The sequence below is a fragment of the Kitasatospora sp. NPDC001132 genome (assembly GCF_053598415.1).
Genome location: NZ_JBSFKF010000023.1, coordinates 1 through 20,135 on the forward strand (window position 1 = coordinate 1; position 20,135 = coordinate 20,135).

Here is a 20,135-nt window from a genome sequence, read left to right on the forward strand (position 1 = left end):
ATGTGGCCGGGGTGCTGTCGCTGGCGGACGCGTGCCGGTTGGTGGCGGCTCGGGGACCCGCCCGCTCTGTGGACCGGCCTCCGGAGCAGTTGCCGCCATTCCGACTCGCCTCTCTTCGGGGGCGAACTGCCGGGCCGCCCGCACCTTGTTGTCTTTGCCGGAGGGGTGGGTGGGAGGGCACTCGGTGTTTGGGGCGTGCCCGCGTGCTCGCACGCGGGCACGCCCTGGAAGATTTCACTTCTGGTGATTCCTCATATTCGCAAAGCCTGCTGCCTCGATCTCAGTTGGTCTTTGGGGCGGGGCCGCAGCGGGTTCGGCGTGGGTGGCGGCCGGGAGCGGGAGCGGGTGGCCCTCGCGCCACTGGGCGGTGGTGCGCTCGCCGCCGAAGCGGCGCCGCCAGTACAGGTGCTGGGCGACGATCAGCGGGCCCAGCGCAGTGAGCAGCGGGAAGCCGGTGGTGAGCCAGCCGGCGGCGAAGCAGGCGCTGACGGCGCTGGTGGTGAGCAGGCCGGCGAGGGCGGCGGCCAGGGCGGCGGTGCGGCCGTGGGCCTTGGCGGCGACCAGCGGGTACAGGACGAGCAGCAGGAGGTCGCCGAGGCCGACGGCGACGGGGGCCGGGCCGCCGGTGAGGGCGAGCATCGGGGCGAAGGGGCGGTCCTGGACCTGTGCGAAGAAGCGGGTGGTGGTGTCGGTGAGGGTGGTGGCGACCAGGTCGTAGCCGGTGAGGACGGCGGCGAGGGCGGCGGTGTGGGTGGAGCGCATGCCGCTCTGGGTCCAGAGGTTGGCGACGCCGATGACGGCGGTGGCGATGATCAGGTCGCTGCCGGCCCGGGCGGCGCCGGGGTGGCCGGTGAGGGCGGCGAGCGCGGTGGCGGCGGTGGCGGCCAGGGCGGCGGCCCAGGACCAGGGGGTGGCGCGCAGCCGGGTGGTGGCGAGCAGCGGGGCGAGGGTGAACTGGACGGCGAGGCAGCCGACGAGGCCGAAGAGGGCGGAGACGGCGGTGCCGGGCAGGGCGGTGTAGAGCAGTGGGGCGAGGACGACGCCGGCGCACAGGACGGCGACGTCGGCGCCGGTGAAGACGCCGACCGGGGGGCGGGGCATCCGGATGCGGGCGAGGTAGCGGGCGGCCAGGGTGATCTCGGCGGCGACGGCGGCGCTGAGGGCGGCCAGGGCGGTGGGGCTGACGTTCATTCAGTGCCTCCCCCGGCTGGGGTCGTCGAGGGTGTGGTGGCTGTCGGGGGTGTCGAAGGTGTGCTCGCGCAGGTCGGCGCGGACGGGTGCGGTGGGCGGCATGGCGGTGCGGTCGTCGTGGAGCACGATGTCGCACAGGCGCAGTCCGGCGGCGCGGGCGCGGTCTTCCAGGCGGCCGTGCAGGGCGGTGGCGGGCAGGCGGTCGACGAGCAGGTGCAGGCGGGCGGGTCCGTCGGGTCCGTCGGGGCCTTCGGTGAGGGCGTGGCGGGCGGGCAGCGGGACCTCGGGTTCGGCCTCGACGAGGTCGAGGACGTCGCGGGTGGTGACGGTGCGGCTGAGCGGGCCGTTCCAGCGGCCGAGGATCTCGGAGGTGGCGGGCAGGTGGGCGAGTTCGCAGGTGGGCGGCTCGGCAGGCAGGCGCACGAGGTCGCCGGTGGCGTAGCGCAGCAGGAGGGTGCAGTCGCGGTAGGGCACGTAGGGGGTGTGGACGACGGTGCCGGTGGCGCCGGGGGCGGTGGGTTGCCAGGTGAGCGGGTCGAGGACTTCGAGGTGCCCGAACTCGGTGGTGTGGTGGAGGTGGCCCTGGGTGCAGGGGGTGGCACCGGAGGGGAGGATCTCGGTCATCAGGTAGGCGGAGGTGAGGGTGGCGCCGAAGGCCGCCTCGGCGCGGCGGCGCAGTGGTGTGGAGAGCACCTCGCCGCCGACGCTGATCGACCGCAGGCCGAAGTCGCTGCTCCGCCACTTGTGGTGTTCGGCTTCCTGGACCAGGGCTGCCAGGTAGGAGGCGGAGGTGGTCAGGTGGGTGATCCGGGGGTCCTTGCCGGGCAGGCCGAGCGGGGCGGCGAGGCGGTCGAGGGCGACGGCAGGGCTGACGGTGCCGAACTGGACGAAGCCGGCGCCGGCGCGGGTGGCCGACTCCTCGGCGTTGACCAGTGGCATGGTGGCGCGGGAGCAGCCGGCGTAGGCGACGGTGTGGCGGGGACGCAGGCCGAGGCCGAGGACGGCGGAGATGGTGCTGAAGGCGACGGCGCACTCGAGTTCGGCGCGGGAGAACCAGACGGCGGTGGGGGTGCCGCTGGTGCCGGTGGTGAGTGCCATCAGGACGGGGGTGGCGGCGTCGGAGACGAAGGCGGCGGGCAGGGCGCGTAGCGCCTGCTTGGGGGTGACGGGGACGCGTGACCAGTCCTCGGGCTCCAACGTGGCCGGGTCGAGGTCGAGTTCGGCGAACAGTCGGCGGTAGTGGGCGGTGTGGCGGGCGGCGGTGCGGGCGGTGGCGCGCAGGCTGCGCCGGGCCACCTCGTGCCGCACCTTCGGGTCGACGGGTCCGGTCCGGCCGGGCAGCAGGGCGGAGTCCTCGCCGGGTTCGCCGAACTCGGCGATGGTGGCGACGAGGTCGCGGGCGAGGCGTTCCAGGTCCTTCGGCCGTATCCGGCGGTTCGTCAGGATGGCTGCGCCGTAGCGCAGTTGGCTCAGCGCGGTCGCGAACATGCGGGCTCCCCGGGCCAGGGTCGGACGGTGTGGCCACCCGGCCCCGGCCGGGGTCGACCGGGCCGGACCCGCGATCGGATCAGGCCATCGGTCGGGTCGTCGGTCGGATCCTCGGTCGGGTCAGACCATGTGGAGGAACATCGCGGCGGTGAGGGTGCTGAAGGCGTACTTGAGGTAGTGCTTGACCATGATCGGTTCTCCCTCGTACGGGCCGGCCGGGCGGCCCGGCCGGGCGCGGCAGCGGATGCCCGTGGCCGGTTCCGGTCGTCGGGCAACGGCAGTATAGGGACGCACCGGCCGCCCGCAACAGCCTGTGTGCAAGGCCAACCTTCTGATTGTTCACGTCAGTTCATGAAGGCCGCCTGCCGCCCGGGGGGCGTCGTCGGCCGTCCGCTGCTCCCCCGATCCGGCCCGGCGCCCCGTCAGGCCATACAGCGCCGCGAAAGCCCTGACCAGCACCGACACCGGCGCCCTCGCCGCGGGGCGGAAGCGGCGGGTTCCCGTCGTGCGCGGGCGGCGTGTTCGGCCGTTCGGTGCATACCGGTCCGCGCAGGGGGAAGCCGCGCCCCGGAGGACGTTCCGTGGGCCACCGCCGCCCGCCGGGACGGCTGGTGACGAGAAGTCAGGAGGAGCGATGCATCGGATCGAGGAGTCCGTCGAGGTTGCGGCGCCGCTCGGCACGGTCTACGGCAGCTGGGTGAGGTGCGAGGAGTTCCCGCGGTTCATGCGGGGGGTGGTCAGCGTCGACCGGTCGGACGGCGGATCCAGCTGGGTGGTGCGGACCGCCGCCGGGCTGAGGGAGTTCGAGGCCGTGACCACCGAGCTGGTGGAGCGGGAGCGGGTGGCGTGGACCAGCGGCCCCGGGCCGGTTCGGCACCGGGGCGTGGTCACCTTCCACCCCGTGGACGAGCGGACCACCCGGGTGATGCTCCAGCTGGAGATCGAGCCGCACGGGCTCTGGGAGCACCTCGCCGAGGCGCTGGGCTTCGTCGACCGCCGGGTGATCGACGACCTGGAGGACTTCAGGCAGCACGTCGAGCGGGACGGCGGGACGGCCGCCCGCACCGCGGGTGCGTAGCGGACGCGGCGGTCCGGACAGCCGATCCCCCGGGCGTCCGGACCGGCGCGGCGCCGGCGGGGTGGGGGCCCTGCGGGGTTCAGCCGGCGAGGGTCTTGTTCAGGGCGTCGAGGCCGTCGGCGTAGATGCCGTGGAAGAGGTCGACGACCTCCTGCTCAGTGGCGCCCTTGGGGTTGAAGCGTCCGGACCACTGGACCTCGGCGACGTCGTCGCGGCCGGGGACGGCGTGGACGCGGAGGGTGGAGACGTACCCGTCGACCGGGAAGGGGGCCTGGAGGATGGCGTAGCTGTAGTGCCGCTCGGTCTCGTTGAAGTCGACGAGGCGCTCGACGATGACCTCGCCCTCGGGGTTCTTCAGGCTGCGGACGCGGCCGCCCTCGGAGGCGACGCTCTCGGGGATGTAGGGCAGCCAGTCGGGCAGGGCGTCGAAGCCGCCGATGAGGGCCCAGACCTTCTCGGGGGTGGCGGGGACGATGCGGCTGACGGAGGTGGAGGCCATGGTCGTTTCTCCTGTGCTGCGACGAGGGGAGCGTGGGGGTGTGGGGGTGCTCAGGCGTTGTTGGGCAGCGGGGCGGCGGGGCTGACGAGGCCGGCGGCGCGCAGGTCGGTCCAGAACGCGGTGGGGACGGTCTCGTTGAGGGCGGCGAGGTCCTCGGCGATGCGGCTGGGCTTGGTGGCGCCGGGGATGACGGCCGCGGTGACGGGGTGGGCGAGGGAGAACTGGAGGGCGGCGGCCTTGATGGACACGCCGTGCTTCGCGGTGAGGTTCTTGAGGCGGGCGACCTTCTCGATGATCGCCGGCGGGGCGGCCTGGTACTCGAAGTGGGTGCCGCCGGCGAGGATGCCGGAGCTGTAGGGGCCGCCGACGACCATGTCGACGCCCTGCTCCTGGGCCATGGGCAGCAGGCGCTGGAGGGCGTGGTCGTGGTCGAGGAGGGTGTAGCGGCCGGCGAGGAGGAAGCCGTCGGGGCGCGGCTCGTCGAGGGCGAGGGTGAGCTCGATGGGCTCGGTCTTGTTGACGCCCAGGCCCCAGGCCTTGATGACGCCCTCGGCGCGCAGGCGGGACAGGACGCGGAAGGCGCCGGTGCGGGCCTCCTCGAACTTGGCCAGCCACTGGTCGCCGTGGAAGTCCTGGGCGATGTCGTGGACCCAGACGATGTCCAGGCGGTCGGTGCCCAGGCGCTTGAGGCTGTCCTCGATGGAGCGCTCGGTGGCCTCGGCGGTCCACACGTGGAGCATCTTGTTCGGGTTGCCGTGTTCGAACAGGCCGCCCTTCTCGCCGAGGTCGCGGTCGCCCTCCTCCAGCTCGTCGAGGATGACGCGGCCGACCTTGGTCGACAGCACGTACTCGTCGCGCGGCTTGGTGGAGAGCACCTCGCCCAGGCGCTGCTCGGACAGGCCGGCGCCGTAGAACGGGGCGGTGTCGTAGTAGCGGACGCCCTGCTCCCAGGCCGCCTCGACGGTGGCCAGGGCCTCGACGTCGGGGATCGCGCGGAACATGTTGCCGAGCGGAGCGGTGCCGAAGCCGAGCTTGCCGGGAAGGATCTTCTTCAGGGACATGCCATTTCCTCGTGGAGCGGGCGGGCGCCCGCGGGGAGGGGGTGCCCGCCAGGTGTCGCGCCCGTACCGAGCAATCAGTGCAGACGCGCCTTACATGCAGAAACAATAATTGCATACGCGGGCCAATGCAAGGGATGGGATGCCCGGACGGGGGCAGGGAAGGCGCACGGGCGGCGGGACGGCAGCGGGCGGCGGGATGGCAGCGGGCGGGGAAGGGGCCCGGCCGCCCCTCCCCCGCCCGCGCGGCCGGGTGCCCAAGAACTACCTGGTCAAGGCCCGCCTGGAGGAGCTGATCGCCGAGCTGGGCCCGGGCGGGCGGCTGCCCACCGAGGCCGATCTGGCGCAGCGTCACGGCGTCGCCCGGGCCACCGTGCGCCAGGCGCTGCGCGAGCTGCTGCTGGAGGGGCGGCTGCGCCGGCAGGGCCGGGGCACGGTGGTGGCCGGGCCGAAGATCGAGCTACCGCGGCGACCGGTTCGGCTTCACCCTCGCCCTCGGCGCGCCGGAGGCCGACTGACCGGGGCGCGGCCGTGCCCGGACCGACCAGGCGTGGACAGACCCGGACCGACCGGAGCGCGGCGGGACCCGGGGGGCGCGGCCGTACCCGGACCCGGACTGACCTCCTCCGGCCCGACCTTGTAGGTTTCGGTGTCACCTGCTGCGATGTGCCGGTGACACCGGGTGGGGAGGGAGGGCCCCGGCCGGGCAGGGGGACGGGCCCCCGGAAGGGAAGGGCGGACGGTGGCCACGAACACGGAGAGCGTGTTCCGCAGCGAGGGCGTACCCGTGAAGGACCGGTTCGACTGCTGGCGGGAGCTGGTCAGCCGCACCCGGGACAGCGAGGTGACCAGCGACCACTGCGACGACTTCCGGGCGGAGATGCGGCGCCTGGAGCTGGGCCCGGTGACCCTGCTGCGCACTTCCTTCCCGCCGACCCGCTTCCACCGCACCGCGCGCCGGGTGCGGCACTCGGACCCGGGGGCCTTCCACATCACCCTGCTGCTCGACGGCGGCTTCGCCCTGACCCGCGACACCGGGCGCACCGAGACCTTCGGGCCGGGCAACCTGCACATGCTCGACAGCTCCCACCCCTTCGACCTGCGGTCCTTCGGCGCCCGCGCCGCCAAGGCCCCCGGGGCCCCGCGCATCGAGGCCGTCGGCGTCGACTTCCCCCTCGCCCTGCTGCCACTGGCGCCGCACCGGCTGGAGGACCTGCTGGGCCGCGGCCTCTCCTCCCGGGAGGGATCCGGCGCGCTGGTCTCGGACTTCCTCCTGAGCCTCGACCGGCAGGCCGCCGCCCTGGGCCCGGCCGAGAGCCCCCGCCTGGGCGGCATCGTGGTCGACCTGGTGACCGCCTGGCTCGCCCGGGAGCTGGACGCCGAGGCCGCCGTACCGGACGACACCCGGCAGCGGGCCCTGGTCGAGAGCGTCCGGGCCTTCGTCGGACGCAACCTGCACGACCCCGGGCTGACGCCCACCGCGATCGCGGCCGCCCACCACATCTCCGTCAGCTACCTGCACCGCCTGTTCACCCGGCACTCCGGCGGCGAGACCGTCGCCGCCTTCATCCGCCGCCGCCGGCTGGAGCGGGCCCGCCGCGACCTGGCCGACCCCGCGCTGCGCGACCTGCCCGTCCACGCCGTCGCCGCCCGCTGCGGCCTGCCCCGCGCCGCCGAGTTCAGCCGCGCCTTCAAGGCCGCGTACGGCCTCTCCCCCCGCGATCACCGCCTCCACGCCCTGACCGGGACCGCCGGCAGGTAGCCGCACGGGCGGCGCGGGGCAGCCCCGCGCCCAGCCCCCGGCCCCGGGCCCGGGCCAGCCCCGCCCCCGGTTTCCCAGCCCCCGACCCGGACCCCGAACCCGACCCCGAACCCGATCCCGGGCCAACATATGTCACGACACATATGTCGTGTAACCTGTCCGATATGAGTACTACAAAGAAGATTCCGACCCTCGTCTTCGTCCCCTGCTTCTCCGGCGCCCCGTGGAGCACCGAGCAGCTCGCCCCCTACGGCGACGCGCCCAAGCGGACGCTGCGCCTGCCCGAGGGCGTCGACGACATCGAGCGCTACGCCGACCACGTCGAGGAGGCGGTCGCGGACCTGGACGACTACGTGCTGGTCGGCGACTCGTTCGGCGCGAACATCGCGCTGGCGCTCGCCACCCGCCGCCCCGAGGGCCTGCGCGCCCTAGTCCTGTCCGGCGGATTCGCGGCCAACCCGGTCGACTCCAAGCCGTGGAAGGCCCTGATGCGGGTGATCGGCAGGGCCCGCGGCCCGCTCTACACCCAGCTGACACTGCGGGCCCACGCCCACCGCCTCGCCTCCCCGTTCGACGGCGAGGGACAGGTGCCCTGGAGCGAGGCGCGCAGCCGGGAGCTGTTCCTCGCCAACACCCCGGCCGCGTCCTTCGGCGCGCGCGTGCGGGCCGGTCTCACCGCCGACTACGTCGACGTGTTGGGCCGGGTCGAGGTCCCGACCCTGCTCCTGACCCCCTCGCACGACGTGCTGATCGGCGAGGACGCCTCCAAGATCATGCTCGCGGGCATCCCCGACGCCCGGGAGGTCGTGCTGCCGCGCACCGGCCACATGTTCCGCTTCTCCCACCCGGTAACCTACGCCGCCGCGGTCGAGGACTTCCTCGCCTCCCAGCCGACCCCCCGGAAGGACATCGATGCGTAAGGCCGAGCACCTGCGGTTCGCGATCCTGGCAGCCCAGCGCGAGGGCAACCGGCTGCTGATCCAGGCCCTCAAGCCCCACGGCATCACCCCGTCCCAGGCCGAGGTGCTGCGCCTGCTCCAGCAGCACGGCACCCTGAGCCTGAGCGGGCTCGGACAGCTCCTGGTGTGCGAGAGCGGCACCAACCCCAGCCGGCTGGTCGAACGCGTCGTCGCGGCCGGGTTGGTCGAGCGCCGCACCGACGACGCGGACCGCCGCTACCTCCAGCTCAGCCTCACCCCCGAGGGCGAGCGCCTGGCCACCGAGGTCGCCGGGATCGAGGAGTTCCTCTACGGCGCGATGGACGCCGCCTGCGAGGGCCTGGACACCGACGCGATGCTCGCGTTCCTGCACCGGTTCATCGACCCCCTCCCCTCGGGCGAGGCCCTCAACAAGCGCCTCTCCCTCGACTGACGCCACGGCCGGCACCACGACCGCGAACGCGAAAACCCCGCACCATGAGCACCCGATGCGCACGAGCGGACGGGAATCGCGGATCAGTGCACGCAATGCCAAGAACAGTCCACTCGGTGCCAACACGGCGGAGGTACCTGCCTGGCATGCTCATCCAGGAACACCGCGCAGCGGAATCTCAAGTTCCGTTTCCATGCCGGCGGCCCGGCACGCCACGGGGGAGCGTGCCGGGCCGCCGGATTCCGGCGCGGCCTGTCATGGGGCGGACACGTACGCGCCTACCACAGGCGCGTGGACAGCGGCCCGCAGCAACGGAGTCTGGAGCCCTCGTGGAACCGACCGAAGCCGACCCGGAGACCGACCCGGAGACGGCGCACATCCGGGACCTGGTGACCGAATCCGTCACCGGGTACGAACCCGTCGGATTCGCCGACCACTGCTGGGTCCTCCACGCACTCCGGGAGCTCGACGACGCAGGCCGCGAGATCCGCCGCACGCGCTGGGCGCAACCGCTGGCGGGCGCGGGGCGGCACCTGGGGAGCTGGGGCTTCACCCCCTCCACCCGGGTCTTCGACGGCATCCCGCTGCAGGGGCTCACCCCGCCCGACTCGGGAGCGCCGGACCGCGGCAGTCTGCGCGCCCTGGTGGAGGTGCTCGCCCGGTTCAGCCCCGACGGGCCGGACACCGAGTGCTACTGGGCGCAGCCCCCGCTGGAGAACATCGGCGAACCGGTGAAGCTGCGGCGCGGCCGGCTCCGCGAGGCGCTCGCGCTGTGGGACGGGCTCGGCTCCCCCGGCTTCCCGAACGCGTTCCCGGTCAACTGGTGGCCGGTCGACCGGTCGTGGTTCGTGTACTCGGACAACGACCTGTCCGCCACCGAGGTCTTCGGGTCGGCGGAGCTGGTCGCGGCGGTGCTCGCCACCGCGTCGCTCGACGCGGTCCGGCACCCGCTGGTCGCTGAGGTCCTCGACTCGCGTCCGGGCTGGCTCGTCTGAGCCGCGCGGCGGGCCGTCGCGCGGTCCTCACGGGGGCGGGGCGGGCTTGTTGTTTTCGACGGGGTGATTCAGAACCACTCGGGCAACGAAGACGAGAGGCATTTGTGCTTGTGAGCGCGGGGTTGGGTTGCTCGCTCGCGCCAACGACCCGTCACCTGATCGAGTAGTCCGGCGCAGAAGCCGCATGAGTCTCTTAATGGACAGGATGCCGGATGGCCGCCTTGGTGAAGGCCATGATAAGAGGCTCGATCACGGCTAAGGGCCGTCCCGCAATTGATCTTTGAGTGGTTCGAGGCACGGTCGGTGGACCGACCGTGCCCGAGCTCATGCAGCCTGGAGGAGGTTGTGCAGGCGGGCAACTCCGAGCATGGCGTGGTGGACACCGTCGTCCTTGAGGCGGCAGTCGCGAAGGATCTTCCAGGTCTTCATCCTGGCCCGGCGCCGGGGATTGAGCGCGAGCAGGGGCCCGATGTGGTCGATGATTCGGCCGGCCGCGGACTTGGACACCCCGAACAGCGGCGCGAGCTGCCGCAGAGTGAGGTTCGTGCGCCGGTAGGCGGCGACCAGCAGAACCCGGTTCTCCAGCGGGAGGCTCCACGCTCGGCCAGGGCGGGCCATGCCGGCACCCTCGCGGCGGAGCATCGCGATCAGCTTCTTGAACTCGCGCGGGCCCAGTCCGGTGAACGGGGCTACCTAGGACGATTCCGACGCCGTGATCACTCCAGCCACGGCAAGATCATGACACCAAGCCGGGTCCCCACATGTGGGAGTGCCGCCCGGCCGGGGTACCAGTAGCCGCGAGGGTCTGATGAGGAGCAGGGCATGGGAAGTCTGTTGAGGAGCGTCTCAGGGGTCCGCTGGGCAGACCTTCGCGATGCAACGGGGGCGCCGGCTGAGGGCATTCCCCCTCTGCTCTCCCGGAGCGCCTACGGGGATGAGGACACGGCCCGCACCGCGATCGAAGAACTCGGCGATGCCATCTGTGCACTCGGGTTCGTTGTCAGCGAGGCGACAGCCCCCGCGGTCCCGTTCCTTGTTGGACCTGCTGCGAAGCATCTGCCAGACCGACCAGTGGCACTCCTCCGCCGCGGCGGCCAGGGGCGGCAAGCACGACGCGAGCTACCGGCACCAACCCAGCTGGGAGGCCGCCGCGAGGACAGCCGTCCACGCGGGCCGGCCAGTCATCGAAGGCGTGGCGTCCTCGATACGGCCAGAAGAGGCCGCAGCTGCAAGGAGGTTGCTCCAGGTGATGGACCACATCCAGCCGTTTTCGGAGCTGTGACCGGTCATTGCGGGACAGCCCTTAGGCTCAAGCAGGAGCTCGTAGGAGGGGGAGCCTTGTGGCTGGACCGGGAATTGTTCGACTTGTGGGCCGCCGGGCGGCATTGAGATATCTAGCGGCCGGCACGTTGGCTAGCGTGATATCCGCGTGCTCCGGGGCAGGCAGTGGAGGAGGTCCACGAGCACAGGCACTCAAGGCCTTCGCCAAAGGCGACTGGGACTTCACCACGAATACCGGCCGTCAGGGTATCATCAGCATCGCACCCGAGGGGCGGTGGTCCGGCCAGGTGGCGGGCAAGAAGGGGCCGTTGTCGGGGCAGTGGCAACACGACGGCAGCGGCCTCGTACTGACTCTGGACAGGCCCTACCCCGGCGACGCTAAGGCTCCCTTCAAAGTGCCAGAGGTCCCGACCAGCCTGGCCGAAGCCTTCTCCAGCGACTACAAGCTGATCGGCGGATGGGCAAACGATCTCGGCGGCGCGACCACAGTCCATTTCAAGAACGGCGAGCTGACTCTAGAATTTCCCGCCTACGACGACGGGTTTGCTCCTGATGACCCTATGGCCGTGACTTCCCTGAAGGTGACCTGCGTCCGGCGGAAGTAACCCCTGCCGCAGCCCTAGCGCCGGTTTTCGGAAGCCAGCAGTACAGGACCACTGGCCTACCGGATCAGAGAGCTGACGTCGAGCCTGAGCAGACGGCTCTCGGCGTGATGTGGCTCCCGTTTCCACTGCTGCGGTGGCTCTCGTTCGACCTGCCGAATACGGGCTTGTCGTTGGCGTCCTCCCTCGCCCAGGCGCCGGCGCCGAGGCGTCCGGTGGTGCCGAGGTCGAGTTCCGGGGTGACCATGACGGGGGCCGCGTCGGGGGTGGCGCGCACCCGGACGTAGGGGGCGTTGAGCGGTTCGCCGGCGCCGGCCTCGGTGGTGTTGCGCCACACCAGGGTGGTGCGGGCGCCCTCCCCCGGGCGCAGGTCGATCCGCCGGGGCGGGTCGTCGGCGCCGGTGCCGGTGGCGATCTCGGCGCCGCCGCGCAGGACGCGCACCCCGTCGAGGGCCCTGTGGTCGAGGTCGAGCGGCTGCACCTGCGGGTAGCCGTCGAGGGTGACGGTGGCGGTGCCGCAGTTGCGCAGGTGCAGGCCGACCACGCGCAGGCCCATCGCGGCGTCGCCCTCGTCGGCGTACAGCCGCAGGCCGGAGGGTGGGCAGGGACCGCCGGCGTTGGGCGCCTCGGCGGTGGGCACGCTGCGGACCTTGAGGAGTTCGGGCTTCGGCGCACGGGCCTCGGGCGGTGTCAGGGTGGGCGGCGGGCCTGTCCGTGGTGCCCGGCCGGGCGTGGTCAGGTCGATCCGCCCCTTCTCGGTGGCGCCCGGGGCGAGCCCGGCGACGGTCCGGGTCAGGTTCCCCACCCTTCCCCCGGGGCCGCCGAACACCGCCGCCCCCTGGCCCGGGTCGGGGCCGTTGAACACCACGGTGAAGTCGTACGGTTCGCTGTTCGGGTTGGTCACCTCGTACTCGAAGCAGGTGGGCCCGGCGGCGGTGATCCGCGCCCCGCCCTGGGCGACCTTGGTGGGCTGCGGCACGCCGGGCGCGCTCGGCGGCGGGGTGCCGCACGGCGCGGAGCTGCCGGAGGCCTCCGGGCCGCCGCCGGAGCCGGCGGTCGTCGCGGTGCCGCAGCCGGCGAGCAGCAGCGCGGCTGCGACCGAACTGAGTTGACGAATCGTCAGCTGGCGGCGGGGCATGGAGGACTGGTGCATCGAGCGAGTCGATCACGCCGCGCGCCGGACGGCTGTGAGCTGCACCACTCGGTGTGCAACAGCCCTGCCACGATCAGCGCCGTCGGCGCAGTGGCGCGGTGGCGCGGTTCTCATCGCGTGGGGTCCTGTGCCCGGTCGGCGTCCGGCTGCCGGCCGGTGGTCCACGAGGCGAGGATGCGCAGGGCGTCGTGGGAGGGGCTGCCCGGTTCGGCGGTCAGGACCATGAGGCGCTGTCCGGAGCCGTCGGGGCTGGTCCAGGTGTCGCAGTCGAGGGTGAGGTCCCCCACCAGGTGGTGGCGGTAGTGCTTGGTGCCGTAACCGGCGCTGTTGACGCGGTGTTCGGCCCACCAGGTGCGGAAGTCGGCGTCCTGGAGGGACAGTTCGCCGACGAGTCGGGCGAGGTCGGGGTCGTCGGAGTCGGCCGCGGCTTCCATGCGCAGCGCGGCGACGGCTTCCCGGGCGTCGTGGGACCAGTTCCGGTGCAGGTGCCGGACGACCGGGTCGGTGAACAGCAGCCGCAGGTAGTTGCGGTGGTGGGGCGCGACGGTCGCGAAGTCGGTGTAGAGGGCGGTGGCGGCGGGGTTCCAGGCCAGAACGTCCAGGCGTTTGCCGAGGACGAGCGCGGGGGTGTCGGTGAGCTGGTCGAGCAGCCGCCCCATGGCGGGGCGCAGGCGTCGGTCGGGGCGGCGGGGGCGGGGGCGGGCGTCGGTCCGGCCGGCGAGTCCGTAGAGGTACGTCTGCTGGTCGTCGTCGAGGCGCAGGGCGCGGGCCAAGGTGGTGAGCACGGGTTCGGACGCCCGGACCCGGCCCTGTTCCAGCCGGGTGTAGTAGTCCACGCTGATGGCGGCGAGCCGGGCGACCTCCTCGCGGCGCAGCCCGGCGACCCTGCGGGCGGTGTCCGTCTCGGGGAGGCCGCACTCCTGCGGGGACAGCTGGGCCCGGCGGGCCTTGAGGAAGGCGCCCAGCGCCCGGGAGTCGGAGTCTGCGGTCATGCCTCCAGTGTCGGTGTGCCGGGGCGGGTGGGGCACGTGTTCCGGGGGGGGGCAGGTTCTTTCCCGGGCACAGGCCTGACTCTCCCGCGCGGGCGGCGGGTGACGGAACGTGGAGGCGTGCCCGGCAGGGCGGGGCCCCGCGTCCCGGTGTCGGCGCGTCACGTCCCGTCACCGTCCCAGTGGAGATCGCCTCATGGCCCCCATGGCCCGCACCGCCGCCCGTACCGCCCATGACGTCCGTACCGTGCGTTTCGACAGCGCCGGCATCACGCTCGTCGGCCACCTCCACACCCCGCAGGCGCCGGCGCCCGGTCCGCGGCCGGCCCTCGTGGTCGGCCACCCGGGCACCGGCGTGAAGGAGCAGGCCTCCGGCACCTACGCGCGGCTGATGGCCGAACGCGGCTTCGTCACGCTCGCCTTCGACGCCGCCCACCAGGGCGAGTCGGGCGGTCTGCCGCGGGGCCTGGAGGACCCCGCCCAGCGGGTGGAGGACTTCAAGGCCGCGGTGTCCTACCTCTCGGCCCTCGACGAGGTCGACGCCGGGCGGATCGGCCTGCTGGGCATCTGCGCCTCGGGCAGCTACGCGCTGGCCGCGACCGGCACGGACCGCCGGGTCAGGGCGGTGGCCGCCGTGTCCACCGCCGAACCCGCCCGCCAGTTCCGCCTCGGCGCCGACGGCACCCAGGACCCGGCCGTCTTCGAGGCCCTGCTGCACGCGGCCGCGGCGGCCCGCGGCGCCGCCGCGCGCGGCGAGGACCCGGGGGCGCTGCCCGTGTTCCCGGAGACCGCCGAGCAGGCCCACGCGCTGGGCGGCCGGCACGGCGCCGAGGGCTTCGCGTACTACTGCACCGCGCGCGGCGGGCACGAGCGCTCCGCGAAGACCCTCGCCTGGGAGAGCGTCGACCGGATGGCGCTTCACGACGCCTTCCTGGCGGTCCCGCTGATCGGCCCCCGCCCCGTCCTCCAGATCATCGGCGAACACGCCGTCACCGCCTGGATGGCCGTCGAGGCCCACCAGCGCGCCACGGGCCCCAAGGAGATCCACTGGATCGAGGGCGCCGGCCACGTCGACCTGTACGACAGGGAGGAGTACGTCGCCCGGGCCGTCGACAAGCTCACCGAGTTCTACACCGCCCACCTCGCCGCCCGCTGACGGCCGGAGTCGGACGCTCCTACCGAGATCCGTATGACAGGATCGAGAGGCCTGACGCCGTCCACGCGAATAGCCGGAGGACCCAAGACATGTCGACATCACCGGAGTTCCGCGGCTTCGACCTGGTGCGGCGCGGCTACGATCGCCCCGAAGTCGACGACTACCTCAGGGCCCTGTCCGGAGCCGGTGCGCCGCCGCCCGTGCCGGCGTTCCGGATCATGTGGCGGGGCTACGACCGCGAGCAGGTCGACGCGCGCATCGCGGAGCTCCTGCGCCGCAGGGGTGGCGGCGCGTAACCCCCGCGTAGGACGCGGCCGGTGCCGTGAAGGCGCGCCTCATGGCCGCCGGTGGCCCGGAGAAGCAGCATGTCGGCCGAGCGGGCCGGGACCACCGCGATCAACCGGTCAGTGCGAGTCGTTGCCGGGGCGGCAGGGGCGGCCCGGCTCATCAGATGGGCAGGTTCCAGCCCGGTCCGTCCTCGGTGCCGAGCCAGACGCGCTGTCCGGCCGCCGACACGGTGATCCCGAAGGCGTCCTGGTGCGGCGCACCGGCCGCCCGCCAGCTCCGCACCGCGTGCTCGACCCGGTCCCACAGGCGGACGGGCCCGCGCTGCGTCACGGTCCATCCGCCGCCGGGGCCGGGTGCCGTCCGGGCCTGCGATCCGGTGGACAGGTCCCAGAGGATCTGCTGGGCCCCGAATCCCGTGCGGATGGCTGCGGGCGCGGCGAGTTGGGCCACCCAGCTGCCCGTCCAGTCATCGAGTGTGGCCGGGTCGATGCGGGTCGGTGACTCGTCGCCGGGCAGCAGGTCCAGCGTCGGGCGGGGCGGCCGGTCGTGCGGGCGGGCGATCATGAAGCTGGTCTGGTCGGCCAGGAACCGTCCGGTGGCCTCGCCGGGGCCGGTCACGTCGAGCAGGGCGAGGGCGTTCGCGTAGCCCCACCCGGAGAGGGTGACCAGGATCCGGCCGCCGGGCTTGACCTGGTGAAGCCACGGGAGCGGGACGTACCGGACCGAGCAGGTGGCGATGAGCCGGTCGTACCGGCCGCCGTCCGGATCGCCGCGCAGCCCGTCACCGACGATCAGCCTGGGGGCGAACCCGGCCGCCTTGAGCGCCGCAGCGGCCGCCGCGCCGACGGCGGGGTCGTACTCGACGCTGGTGAGGTCGGCGTCCCCGAGGCGGTGGGCGCCGAGGGCGGTCGAGTACCCGGTCCCGGTGCCGATCTCCAGCACGCGGTGTCCGGCCCTGGTGTCGAGCTGCTGCCACATGCGCAGCACCACGGACGGGAGGGTGGAGGACGAGGACGGGATGCCCGTCACGGTTTCCCCGGCCGTGTCCTCGGGCCCGACGTGGCCGGTGCGGCCGTCGAGTTGGGTGACCAGCGTCCGGTCGTCGTAGATCCCCTCCAGCCATCCGGGCTCGCCCTCGCGGACTGTCCGGTAGCCGGTCGGAACGCTGCCGGGGACCGGGGCGAAGTAGCTTCCGACGAAGAGCTCCCGCGGAACGGCCCTCACGGCGTTCCCCCACCCGGGTTCGGTCAGCACGCCGTTGTCGGTGAGCCTGTCGGCCAGAGCGGTGCGGAGTTCAGCCGGTGTGCTCATGTGCGATGGAACCTTTCTGAAGCTGGTCGGCGAGGGCGCGGGCAATGGCGTCGGTGGTCTCGGACGGCTGCCATGCCCACTGGCCGTTCGGGTTGCATTCAAGGAAGTACCAGGCGCCCGAGGCGGTCACCGCGAAGTCGAAGGCGCCGTAGACCAGACGAAGCTGTCCGAGGTAGGCGGCGACCGCACGAGCGACCGGCTCGGGTACGTCGATCGGCGTGCACGCCATCCGGTCCTGGCGGCGGCGCCAGTCGAGGTCGGGGCTGTCGATCCGGACGCCGAACAGGCGGTCACCGACGGCCGTCACCCGTACGTCGAACACCTTCGGCACCTTCGCCTGGAAGAGGTGCGGGCAGGCGGACACGGCGTCGGTGATGTCGGCTGGATCGACTTCGCGCACCCACACGGCGTGAGGCTGCCCGTCGACCGCGTAGGGGGTGTTCCACAGCGGCTTGTACACCGCGCCGTCGGCTTGGGCCGCCACGAACGACCGGGCCTGCTCTGCGCTGTTCGTGATCACCGTGTCGGGAACCATGAAACCGAAGCGCTGCGCTGCCGCCAGCTGTGCCGGCTTGTGCTCGGCGGCGCGGTTGGCCCAGGGGTGGTTCACGTAGTGCGCGGCGGGAAGCGACGCGAGGATGCCTCCCGCACCCCACAGGGCTTGCGACGCGGAGAGCTCGACGTTCCGGCCGGCCGTGCGCAGGGTGCCCCGCTGATCGCCCGTGCGGTACGTGGCGGTCAGGGAGGCACCCGTGTGCAGGTCGGTGCCGGGGTCGAGACGGACCACCGGTACCCGGCGCTCGGCGAGCACCCGCAGTACCGCATCCGCGGTCACGTCAAGGGGATTGGTCAGTACCAGCACCGACCCGCTTCGGCCGTCCATCAGCCGTTGCTCTGGTCCTGGTCGTAGGACTCGGTGGTGTCGGCGTCGGTCGGGCTGCCCGGGTTCCCGGCGGGCGTGGTCTGCGTGGGCGTCAAGCCACTGGTGCTGGTGCCGTGACCGCCCATCTCGACCGTTCGGCCGTGCTCGTCCACGAACACCGCGACCTGCGTCTCCGGGTCGATGACGGGCGTGTACTGCGGGACCGGGACGGTAGCCGTGAACGGCTGCATGCGGCTGGTACCCCAGGGTGCGGTTGTCATCTGTCCTGCGCCTCCATTTCGTGGCGGTGCTGGTGGGATCAACAGCTCGGCTGGATGGCCGGGTTGTGCGATCCCGTTCCGCGCTCCGGCGTCGATACTCTTGGCAGGAAGGTACGAAGTGGGCGGCGAACGCCGCCATGAAGTTCTACACGATTCCACACCGACTGCTGGGATCACCCGAGCAGCGCAGCGGCAGACGTGATCAGTTCACGAGCGGCCGACCCGTAGACGGCCAACTGGGCCAGCTCACCGAACGTTTCGGCGTACATCGTGATCTCGCTCGGTTGGGTGATGGTCAGATATCCAGAGATCAGTTCCACGTTCACCTGCGCGCTGTCGAAGATCCAGAAGCCTTCAACCGGCCAGCGCGTCCGATCAGGCCGCATCGGAACAACTCCCAAGCTCACGTTGGGAAGCGATCCGACTGTCGTCAGGTGGCGCAGCTGGTCGCGCATGACGCCGACGCCACCGATCCCGCAGCGCAGCACGGACTCCTCAATCAGGAAGGCGAACCGCCGGTCGCCCGCATACAGCACCCGTTGGCGCTGCATACGGGCGGCTACCGCAGCCGGAACGTCGTCAACGAGCCCTCGGCGCTGCTGGATGGCCTGGAGAGCGGCAGTCGTGTACCCAGGCGTCTGAATCAGGCCGGGCACCAACCATGATGAATAGGAACGGAATCGATGTGTCCGCTCGTACAGTGGAAGTCGGGCTTCCTGAGCCGCCTTGAGGCCGGCGCGCTCCATGCGTCGCCACTCGATGAACATGCCTTCGACGGCTCGCAGAGAGGCGATCATGTCCGGCGCGCGGTCCTCGGCCCCGCAGGCCCGACACCACTTCCGGATGTCGTCCTCGGACGGCGGTGTGTGGGCGTTCAGCAGACGCGAGACCTTGGAGGGGTACCAGCCGCATGCCGCGGCCAGGTCACGTCCTGACAGCCCGGCATCCCGCTGGATCTCGCCGAGCCGGTCGGCGAGATTCTGGCGGGCGCGCTGGACACTTGAAGATGCCGGGACAGCCATGGACGGTTATCGATCAGGCGAGACGGTACTCCGCGTGCGGTGTCGCCCGCTTCCATGCGACCTCGTAGGCCGCCAGGTACCGCTTGGCGAACTCCGGATCGTTCCGGACCTCCATGCCGGCCTCGGCCCACTGCCCGTCCCCGGTGAAGTGGTGCAGGATCACCACCTCGTCGTCCATCACCCAGCCGTCCAGGCCGGGCAGGAACAGATCACCGGCGCGGGAGCGCGGCAACCACCGCACGTCCTCTCCCGCCGCAATGTTCGGAAACGTCACGTCGTACTCGTACCGGATGTAGTCGGTCACCGGCTCGGAGACAACCCGTAGACGGCGCATGGCGACTCCACGGCCGGTCGCCTCGGCCACCGCGTCCAGCCACGACCGCCACCACGACTCGCGGTCCATCGGATCAAGCCGCTTGCCCTGCTGCCAGGCGATGAACTCGGGGTCGTCCAGCATGTAGCTGTCCCGCATCTCCAAATGCACCGCCGAGCGCTGCGCCTTGGCCAGCTGCTCACGAACCGCTGTTGCCACCGTCGTTGACCTCACTGTCCGGCCGGGGGATGAACTGGATCATGTTGGCGGGCAGCCGGAACACGCCCTCGTGATCCGGGATGTCCGTGGAGTGGCCCGGGATGGAACCGACCTCCTGGGCTTCCCTGATGGTGGCCTCGTCGGCCTTCCAGGACTGGATCACCAGGTCACCGGTCGCCTCGTCCAGCCAGATGGTCGGCGAGCCGTCATCGGGGTGTTCGGGTAGATCCCCAGAAACTTTAGCGTCATGACTACCTCCCGTACCGAGTGGATTCCATACAGTTCCACGACCTTGGCCCCACCGGCGAAAGGCCGTCAAGGGCGCGAGTGGAGCAGTGCCGCAGCCCCCGACGCGCGGGCGGGGGCGGCGGGCGGCGGCGGGGAGTCAGGCGTCCTCGTCGGGCGTCGGGGCCGCGCGGAGGGCGGTGACGACGCCCAGGGCGACGGTCGCGAAGGCCAGGGCGAGGAGGACGGCGAAGGCCGTCCCGATCAGGTATCGCACGAGGTCCTGCGTTCGGCGTCGAGGAGCAGGGTGAGGAGGTTCAACAGCGTCGAGGCCGGCGCGGTGTTGAAGCGGACGAGGACGCGGCCGTCCATGGTCCTGTCGGTGTCGATCGAGGGGAAGATGAGGCCGAACTCACGCCCCCGCTCCCGGACTTCGTCCAGCAGGGCGCGGATGTGGTCCTCGGTGTAGTACCGGATCCGGGGGTCGGTCGGCAGCATCGGGTGACGGCCGGGGCGGTAGACCATCAGGCGGCGTCCTTCAGCAGCTCGAACCAGACGGACTTGGCACGCTCGTGGGGGTCGACGCCCCAGCGGTGGGTGAGGGCCTCGACGAGCTGGAGGCCCCGGCCGGACTCGGCGAGCAGGGACAGCGGCGGGGCCGAGGGCAGGACCGGGCTCTCGTCCGTGACGGAGACGCGGAGGGAGTCGCCGACGGAGATGATCTCGACCAGCGGCGCGGGGGTGTCGGTGTGGCGCCAGGCGTTGACGAGGAGCTCGCAGAGGGCGAGCTGCGCGTCGGAGATGAGGGAGGGGGACCAGCCGACGCGGGTCATGGTGTTGTGGAGGGTGTGGCGGGCGATGGCGATGGTGGGCGTGTTGATGTGACGCATGGGAGTTCTCCCGAGGCGTGAGTGAGGGGGAACCGGCGGAACAGGTGTCGCCGTGAGCCAGGCCAGCGGAGATGGGCGCGGCTGCTCTGCGGTGCTTGCTA

Annotated in this window: 24 protein-coding genes and 2 pseudogenes; 10 read left to right on the plus strand and 16 right to left on the minus strand. The window is 72.2% G+C overall.

Features of this window, described 5'->3' with window-relative positions:
• Positions 1–234: 234 nt before the first annotated feature.
• The 3 genes from ACWDBE_RS26375 to ACWDBE_RS26385 form a co-directional block, all read right to left on the minus strand.
• Positions 235–1,191, minus strand: coding sequence for a hypothetical protein (locus tag ACWDBE_RS26375; protein ID WP_449809289.1), 957 nt, complete (start codon positions 1,189–1,191; stop codon positions 235–237).
• Complete coding sequence (locus ACWDBE_RS26380) at positions 1,192–2,679, minus strand: phenylacetate--CoA ligase family protein (protein WP_449809290.1); 1,488 nt, start codon at positions 2,677–2,679, stop codon at positions 1,192–1,194.
• A gap of 120 nt (positions 2,680–2,799) precedes the next feature.
• Positions 2,800–2,973 (minus strand): hypothetical protein, encoded by a 174-nt coding sequence (locus ACWDBE_RS26385; protein WP_402403917.1) that lies wholly within the window; start codon positions 2,971–2,973, stop codon positions 2,800–2,802.
• A 340-nt stretch (positions 2,974–3,313) separates the two neighbouring features.
• Between ACWDBE_RS26385 and ACWDBE_RS26390 the strand changes: the two genes are divergently transcribed.
• The gene (locus ACWDBE_RS26390) at positions 3,314–3,757 is read left to right on the plus strand and encodes an SRPBCC family protein (RefSeq protein WP_449809291.1); all 444 of its coding nucleotides are present in this window, start codon (positions 3,314–3,316) and stop codon (positions 3,755–3,757) included.
• 79 nt (positions 3,758–3,836) lie between these two features.
• On the opposite strand, the gene ACWDBE_RS26395 is transcribed toward ACWDBE_RS26390, so the two are convergent.
• Both ACWDBE_RS26395 and ACWDBE_RS26400 read right to left on the minus strand, forming a co-directional pair.
• A complete protein-coding gene (locus ACWDBE_RS26395; protein ID WP_449790302.1) occupies positions 3,837–4,256 on the minus strand; it encodes an SRPBCC family protein in 420 nt (139 codons plus the stop codon).
• Positions 4,257–4,306: 50 nt separating this feature from the next.
• A complete protein-coding gene (locus ACWDBE_RS26400; RefSeq protein WP_449809292.1) occupies positions 4,307–5,317 on the minus strand; it encodes an aldo/keto reductase in 1,011 nt (336 codons plus the stop codon).
• Between the two features lie 196 nt (positions 5,318–5,513).
• Here ACWDBE_RS26400 and ACWDBE_RS26405 point away from each other — a divergent pair.
• From ACWDBE_RS26405 to ACWDBE_RS26425, 5 genes and pseudogenes are all read left to right on the plus strand, one after another.
• Positions 5,514–5,855: pseudogene (locus tag ACWDBE_RS26405) on the plus strand (GntR family transcriptional regulator); the annotation flags it as partial.
• A 201-nt stretch (positions 5,856–6,056) separates the two neighbouring features.
• A complete protein-coding gene (locus tag ACWDBE_RS26410; RefSeq protein WP_449809293.1) occupies positions 6,057–7,076 on the plus strand; it encodes an AraC-like ligand-binding domain-containing protein in 1,020 nt (339 codons plus the stop codon).
• 164 nt (positions 7,077–7,240) lie between these two features.
• Positions 7,241–7,996 (plus strand): alpha/beta fold hydrolase, encoded by a 756-nt coding sequence (locus tag ACWDBE_RS26415; protein ID WP_449809294.1) that lies wholly within the window; start codon positions 7,241–7,243, stop codon positions 7,994–7,996.
• On the plus strand, positions 7,989–8,447 hold the full coding sequence (locus tag ACWDBE_RS26420; protein WP_449790297.1) for a MarR family winged helix-turn-helix transcriptional regulator: 459 nt from the start codon (positions 7,989–7,991) through the stop codon (positions 8,445–8,447). The genes ACWDBE_RS26415 and ACWDBE_RS26420 overlap by 8 nt, the downstream gene beginning before the upstream one ends.
• A 329-nt stretch (positions 8,448–8,776) precedes the next feature.
• Complete coding sequence (locus ACWDBE_RS26425) at positions 8,777–9,442, plus strand: hypothetical protein (protein WP_449809295.1); 666 nt, start codon at positions 8,777–8,779, stop codon at positions 9,440–9,442.
• Between the two features lie 324 nt (positions 9,443–9,766).
• On the opposite strand, the gene ACWDBE_RS26430 is transcribed toward ACWDBE_RS26425, so the two are convergent.
• Complete coding sequence (locus ACWDBE_RS26430; RefSeq protein WP_449809351.1) at positions 9,767–10,117, minus strand: helix-turn-helix domain-containing protein; 351 nt, start codon at positions 10,115–10,117, stop codon at positions 9,767–9,769.
• A 361-nt stretch (positions 10,118–10,478) separates the two neighbouring features.
• Here ACWDBE_RS26430 and ACWDBE_RS26435 point away from each other — a divergent pair, with 361 nt between their 5' ends.
• Positions 10,479–10,724, plus strand: coding sequence for a hypothetical protein (locus ACWDBE_RS26435; protein WP_449809296.1), 246 nt, complete (start codon positions 10,479–10,481; stop codon positions 10,722–10,724).
• Positions 10,725–11,010: 286 nt separating this feature from the next.
• Positions 11,011–11,328, plus strand: coding sequence for a hypothetical protein (locus tag ACWDBE_RS26440; protein ID WP_449809297.1), 318 nt, complete (start codon positions 11,011–11,013; stop codon positions 11,326–11,328).
• Between the two features lie 64 nt (positions 11,329–11,392).
• Here the strand turns inward: ACWDBE_RS26440 and ACWDBE_RS26445 are convergent, their stop codons facing one another.
• Positions 11,393–12,478, minus strand: a complete 1,086-nt coding sequence (locus ACWDBE_RS26445; RefSeq protein WP_449809298.1) for a DUF4232 domain-containing protein — start codon at positions 12,476–12,478, stop codon at positions 11,393–11,395.
• 110 nt (positions 12,479–12,588) lie between these two features.
• Positions 12,589–13,470, minus strand: coding sequence for a helix-turn-helix domain-containing protein (locus ACWDBE_RS26450; RefSeq protein WP_449790294.1), 882 nt, complete (start codon positions 13,468–13,470; stop codon positions 12,589–12,591).
• Positions 13,471–13,663: 193 nt separating this feature from the next.
• Between ACWDBE_RS26450 and ACWDBE_RS26455 the strand changes: the two genes are divergently transcribed.
• Positions 13,664–14,623: an alpha/beta hydrolase gene (locus ACWDBE_RS26455; protein WP_449809299.1), complete on the plus strand. Its 960-nt coding sequence runs from the start codon at positions 13,664–13,666 to the stop codon at positions 14,621–14,623.
• An 89-nt stretch (positions 14,624–14,712) separates the two neighbouring features.
• Positions 14,713–14,919, plus strand: a complete 207-nt coding sequence (locus tag ACWDBE_RS26460; protein WP_449790292.1) for a hypothetical protein — start codon at positions 14,713–14,715, stop codon at positions 14,917–14,919.
• Between the two features lie 151 nt (positions 14,920–15,070).
• On the opposite strand, the gene tgmC is transcribed toward ACWDBE_RS26460, so the two are convergent.
• The 8 genes and pseudogenes from tgmC to ACWDBE_RS26500 all read right to left on the minus strand — a co-directional run bounded on the left by tgmC (position 15,071) and on the right by ACWDBE_RS26500 (position 20,034).
• Positions 15,071–16,222: an ATP-grasp peptide maturase system methyltransferase gene (gene tgmC / locus ACWDBE_RS26465; RefSeq protein WP_449809300.1), complete on the minus strand. Its 1,152-nt coding sequence runs from the start codon at positions 16,220–16,222 to the stop codon at positions 15,071–15,073.
• Positions 16,206–17,105 (minus strand): ATP-grasp ribosomal peptide maturase, encoded by a 900-nt coding sequence (locus tag ACWDBE_RS26470; RefSeq protein ID WP_449809301.1) that lies wholly within the window; start codon positions 17,103–17,105, stop codon positions 16,206–16,208. The genes tgmC and ACWDBE_RS26470 overlap by 17 nt, the downstream gene beginning before the upstream one ends.
• Positions 17,105–17,365, minus strand: a complete 261-nt coding sequence (gene tgmA / locus ACWDBE_RS26475; RefSeq protein WP_449790289.1) for a putative ATP-grasp-modified RiPP — start codon at positions 17,363–17,365, stop codon at positions 17,105–17,107. The genes ACWDBE_RS26470 and tgmA overlap by 1 nt, the downstream gene beginning before the upstream one ends.
• A gap of 173 nt (positions 17,366–17,538) precedes the next feature.
• The gene (locus tag ACWDBE_RS26480; RefSeq protein ID WP_449790288.1) at positions 17,539–18,387 is read right to left on the minus strand and encodes a helix-turn-helix domain-containing protein; all 849 of its coding nucleotides are present in this window, start codon (positions 18,385–18,387) and stop codon (positions 17,539–17,541) included.
• A gap of 13 nt (positions 18,388–18,400) precedes the next feature.
• On the minus strand, positions 18,401–18,919 hold the full coding sequence (locus ACWDBE_RS26485; protein WP_449790287.1) for a DUF6879 family protein: 519 nt from the start codon (positions 18,917–18,919) through the stop codon (positions 18,401–18,403).
• Positions 18,900–19,168 (minus strand): annotated as a pseudogene (locus ACWDBE_RS26490) (hypothetical protein). Before ACWDBE_RS26490 ends, ACWDBE_RS26485 begins: the two are co-directional and overlap by 20 nt.
• Positions 19,169–19,408: 240 nt before the next feature.
• Positions 19,409–19,669, minus strand: a complete 261-nt coding sequence (locus ACWDBE_RS26495) for an alpha-amylase family protein (protein ID WP_392925319.1) — start codon at positions 19,667–19,669, stop codon at positions 19,409–19,411.
• Positions 19,669–20,034: an ATP-binding protein gene (locus tag ACWDBE_RS26500; RefSeq protein WP_449790286.1), complete on the minus strand. Its 366-nt coding sequence runs from the start codon at positions 20,032–20,034 to the stop codon at positions 19,669–19,671. The genes ACWDBE_RS26495 and ACWDBE_RS26500 overlap by 1 nt, the downstream gene beginning before the upstream one ends.
• Between the last annotated feature and the right edge of the window lie 101 nt (positions 20,035–20,135).

Bases quoted from the DNA above. Each gene is read 5' to 3' on its own strand.
- ACWDBE_RS26375 (WP_449809289.1), bottom strand. From the start codon at position 1,191: ATGAACGTCAGCCCCACCGCCCTGGCCGCCCTCAGCGCCGCCGTCGCC.
- ACWDBE_RS26380 (WP_449809290.1), bottom strand. From the start codon at position 2,679: ATGTTCGCGACCGCGCTGAGCCAACTGCGCTACGGCGCAGCCATCCTG.
- ACWDBE_RS26445 (WP_449809298.1), bottom strand. From the start codon at position 12,478: ATGCACCAGTCCTCCATGCCCCGCCGCCAGCTGACGATTCGTCAACTC.
- ACWDBE_RS26470 (WP_449809301.1), bottom strand. From the start codon at position 17,105: ATGGACGGCCGAAGCGGGTCGGTGCTGGTACTGACCAATCCCCTTGAC.
- ACWDBE_RS26450 (WP_449790294.1), bottom strand. From the start codon at position 13,470: ATGACCGCAGACTCCGACTCCCGGGCGCTGGGCGCCTTCCTCAAGGCC.
- tgmA (WP_449790289.1), bottom strand. From the start codon at position 17,365: ATGACAACCGCACCCTGGGGTACCAGCCGCATGCAGCCGTTCACGGCT.
- ACWDBE_RS26395 (WP_449790302.1), bottom strand. From the start codon at position 4,256: ATGGCCTCCACCTCCGTCAGCCGCATCGTCCCCGCCACCCCCGAGAAG.
- tgmC (WP_449809300.1), bottom strand. From the start codon at position 16,222: ATGAGCACACCGGCTGAACTCCGCACCGCTCTGGCCGACAGGCTCACC.
- ACWDBE_RS26480 (WP_449790288.1), bottom strand. From the start codon at position 18,387: ATGGCTGTCCCGGCATCTTCAAGTGTCCAGCGCGCCCGCCAGAATCTC.
- ACWDBE_RS26495 (WP_392925319.1), bottom strand. From the start codon at position 19,669: ATGGTCTACCGCCCCGGCCGTCACCCGATGCTGCCGACCGACCCCCGG.
- ACWDBE_RS26415 (WP_449809294.1), top strand. From the start codon at position 7,241: ATGAGTACTACAAAGAAGATTCCGACCCTCGTCTTCGTCCCCTGCTTC.
- ACWDBE_RS26420 (WP_449790297.1), top strand. From the start codon at position 7,989: ATGCGTAAGGCCGAGCACCTGCGGTTCGCGATCCTGGCAGCCCAGCGC.
- ACWDBE_RS26460 (WP_449790292.1), top strand. From the start codon at position 14,713: ATGTCGACATCACCGGAGTTCCGCGGCTTCGACCTGGTGCGGCGCGGC.
- ACWDBE_RS26500 (WP_449790286.1), bottom strand. From the start codon at position 20,034: ATGCGTCACATCAACACGCCCACCATCGCCATCGCCCGCCACACCCTC.
- ACWDBE_RS26455 (WP_449809299.1), top strand. From the start codon at position 13,664: ATGGCCCCCATGGCCCGCACCGCCGCCCGTACCGCCCATGACGTCCGT.
- ACWDBE_RS26400 (WP_449809292.1), bottom strand. From the start codon at position 5,317: ATGTCCCTGAAGAAGATCCTTCCCGGCAAGCTCGGCTTCGGCACCGCT.
- ACWDBE_RS26390 (WP_449809291.1), top strand. From the start codon at position 3,314: ATGCATCGGATCGAGGAGTCCGTCGAGGTTGCGGCGCCGCTCGGCACG.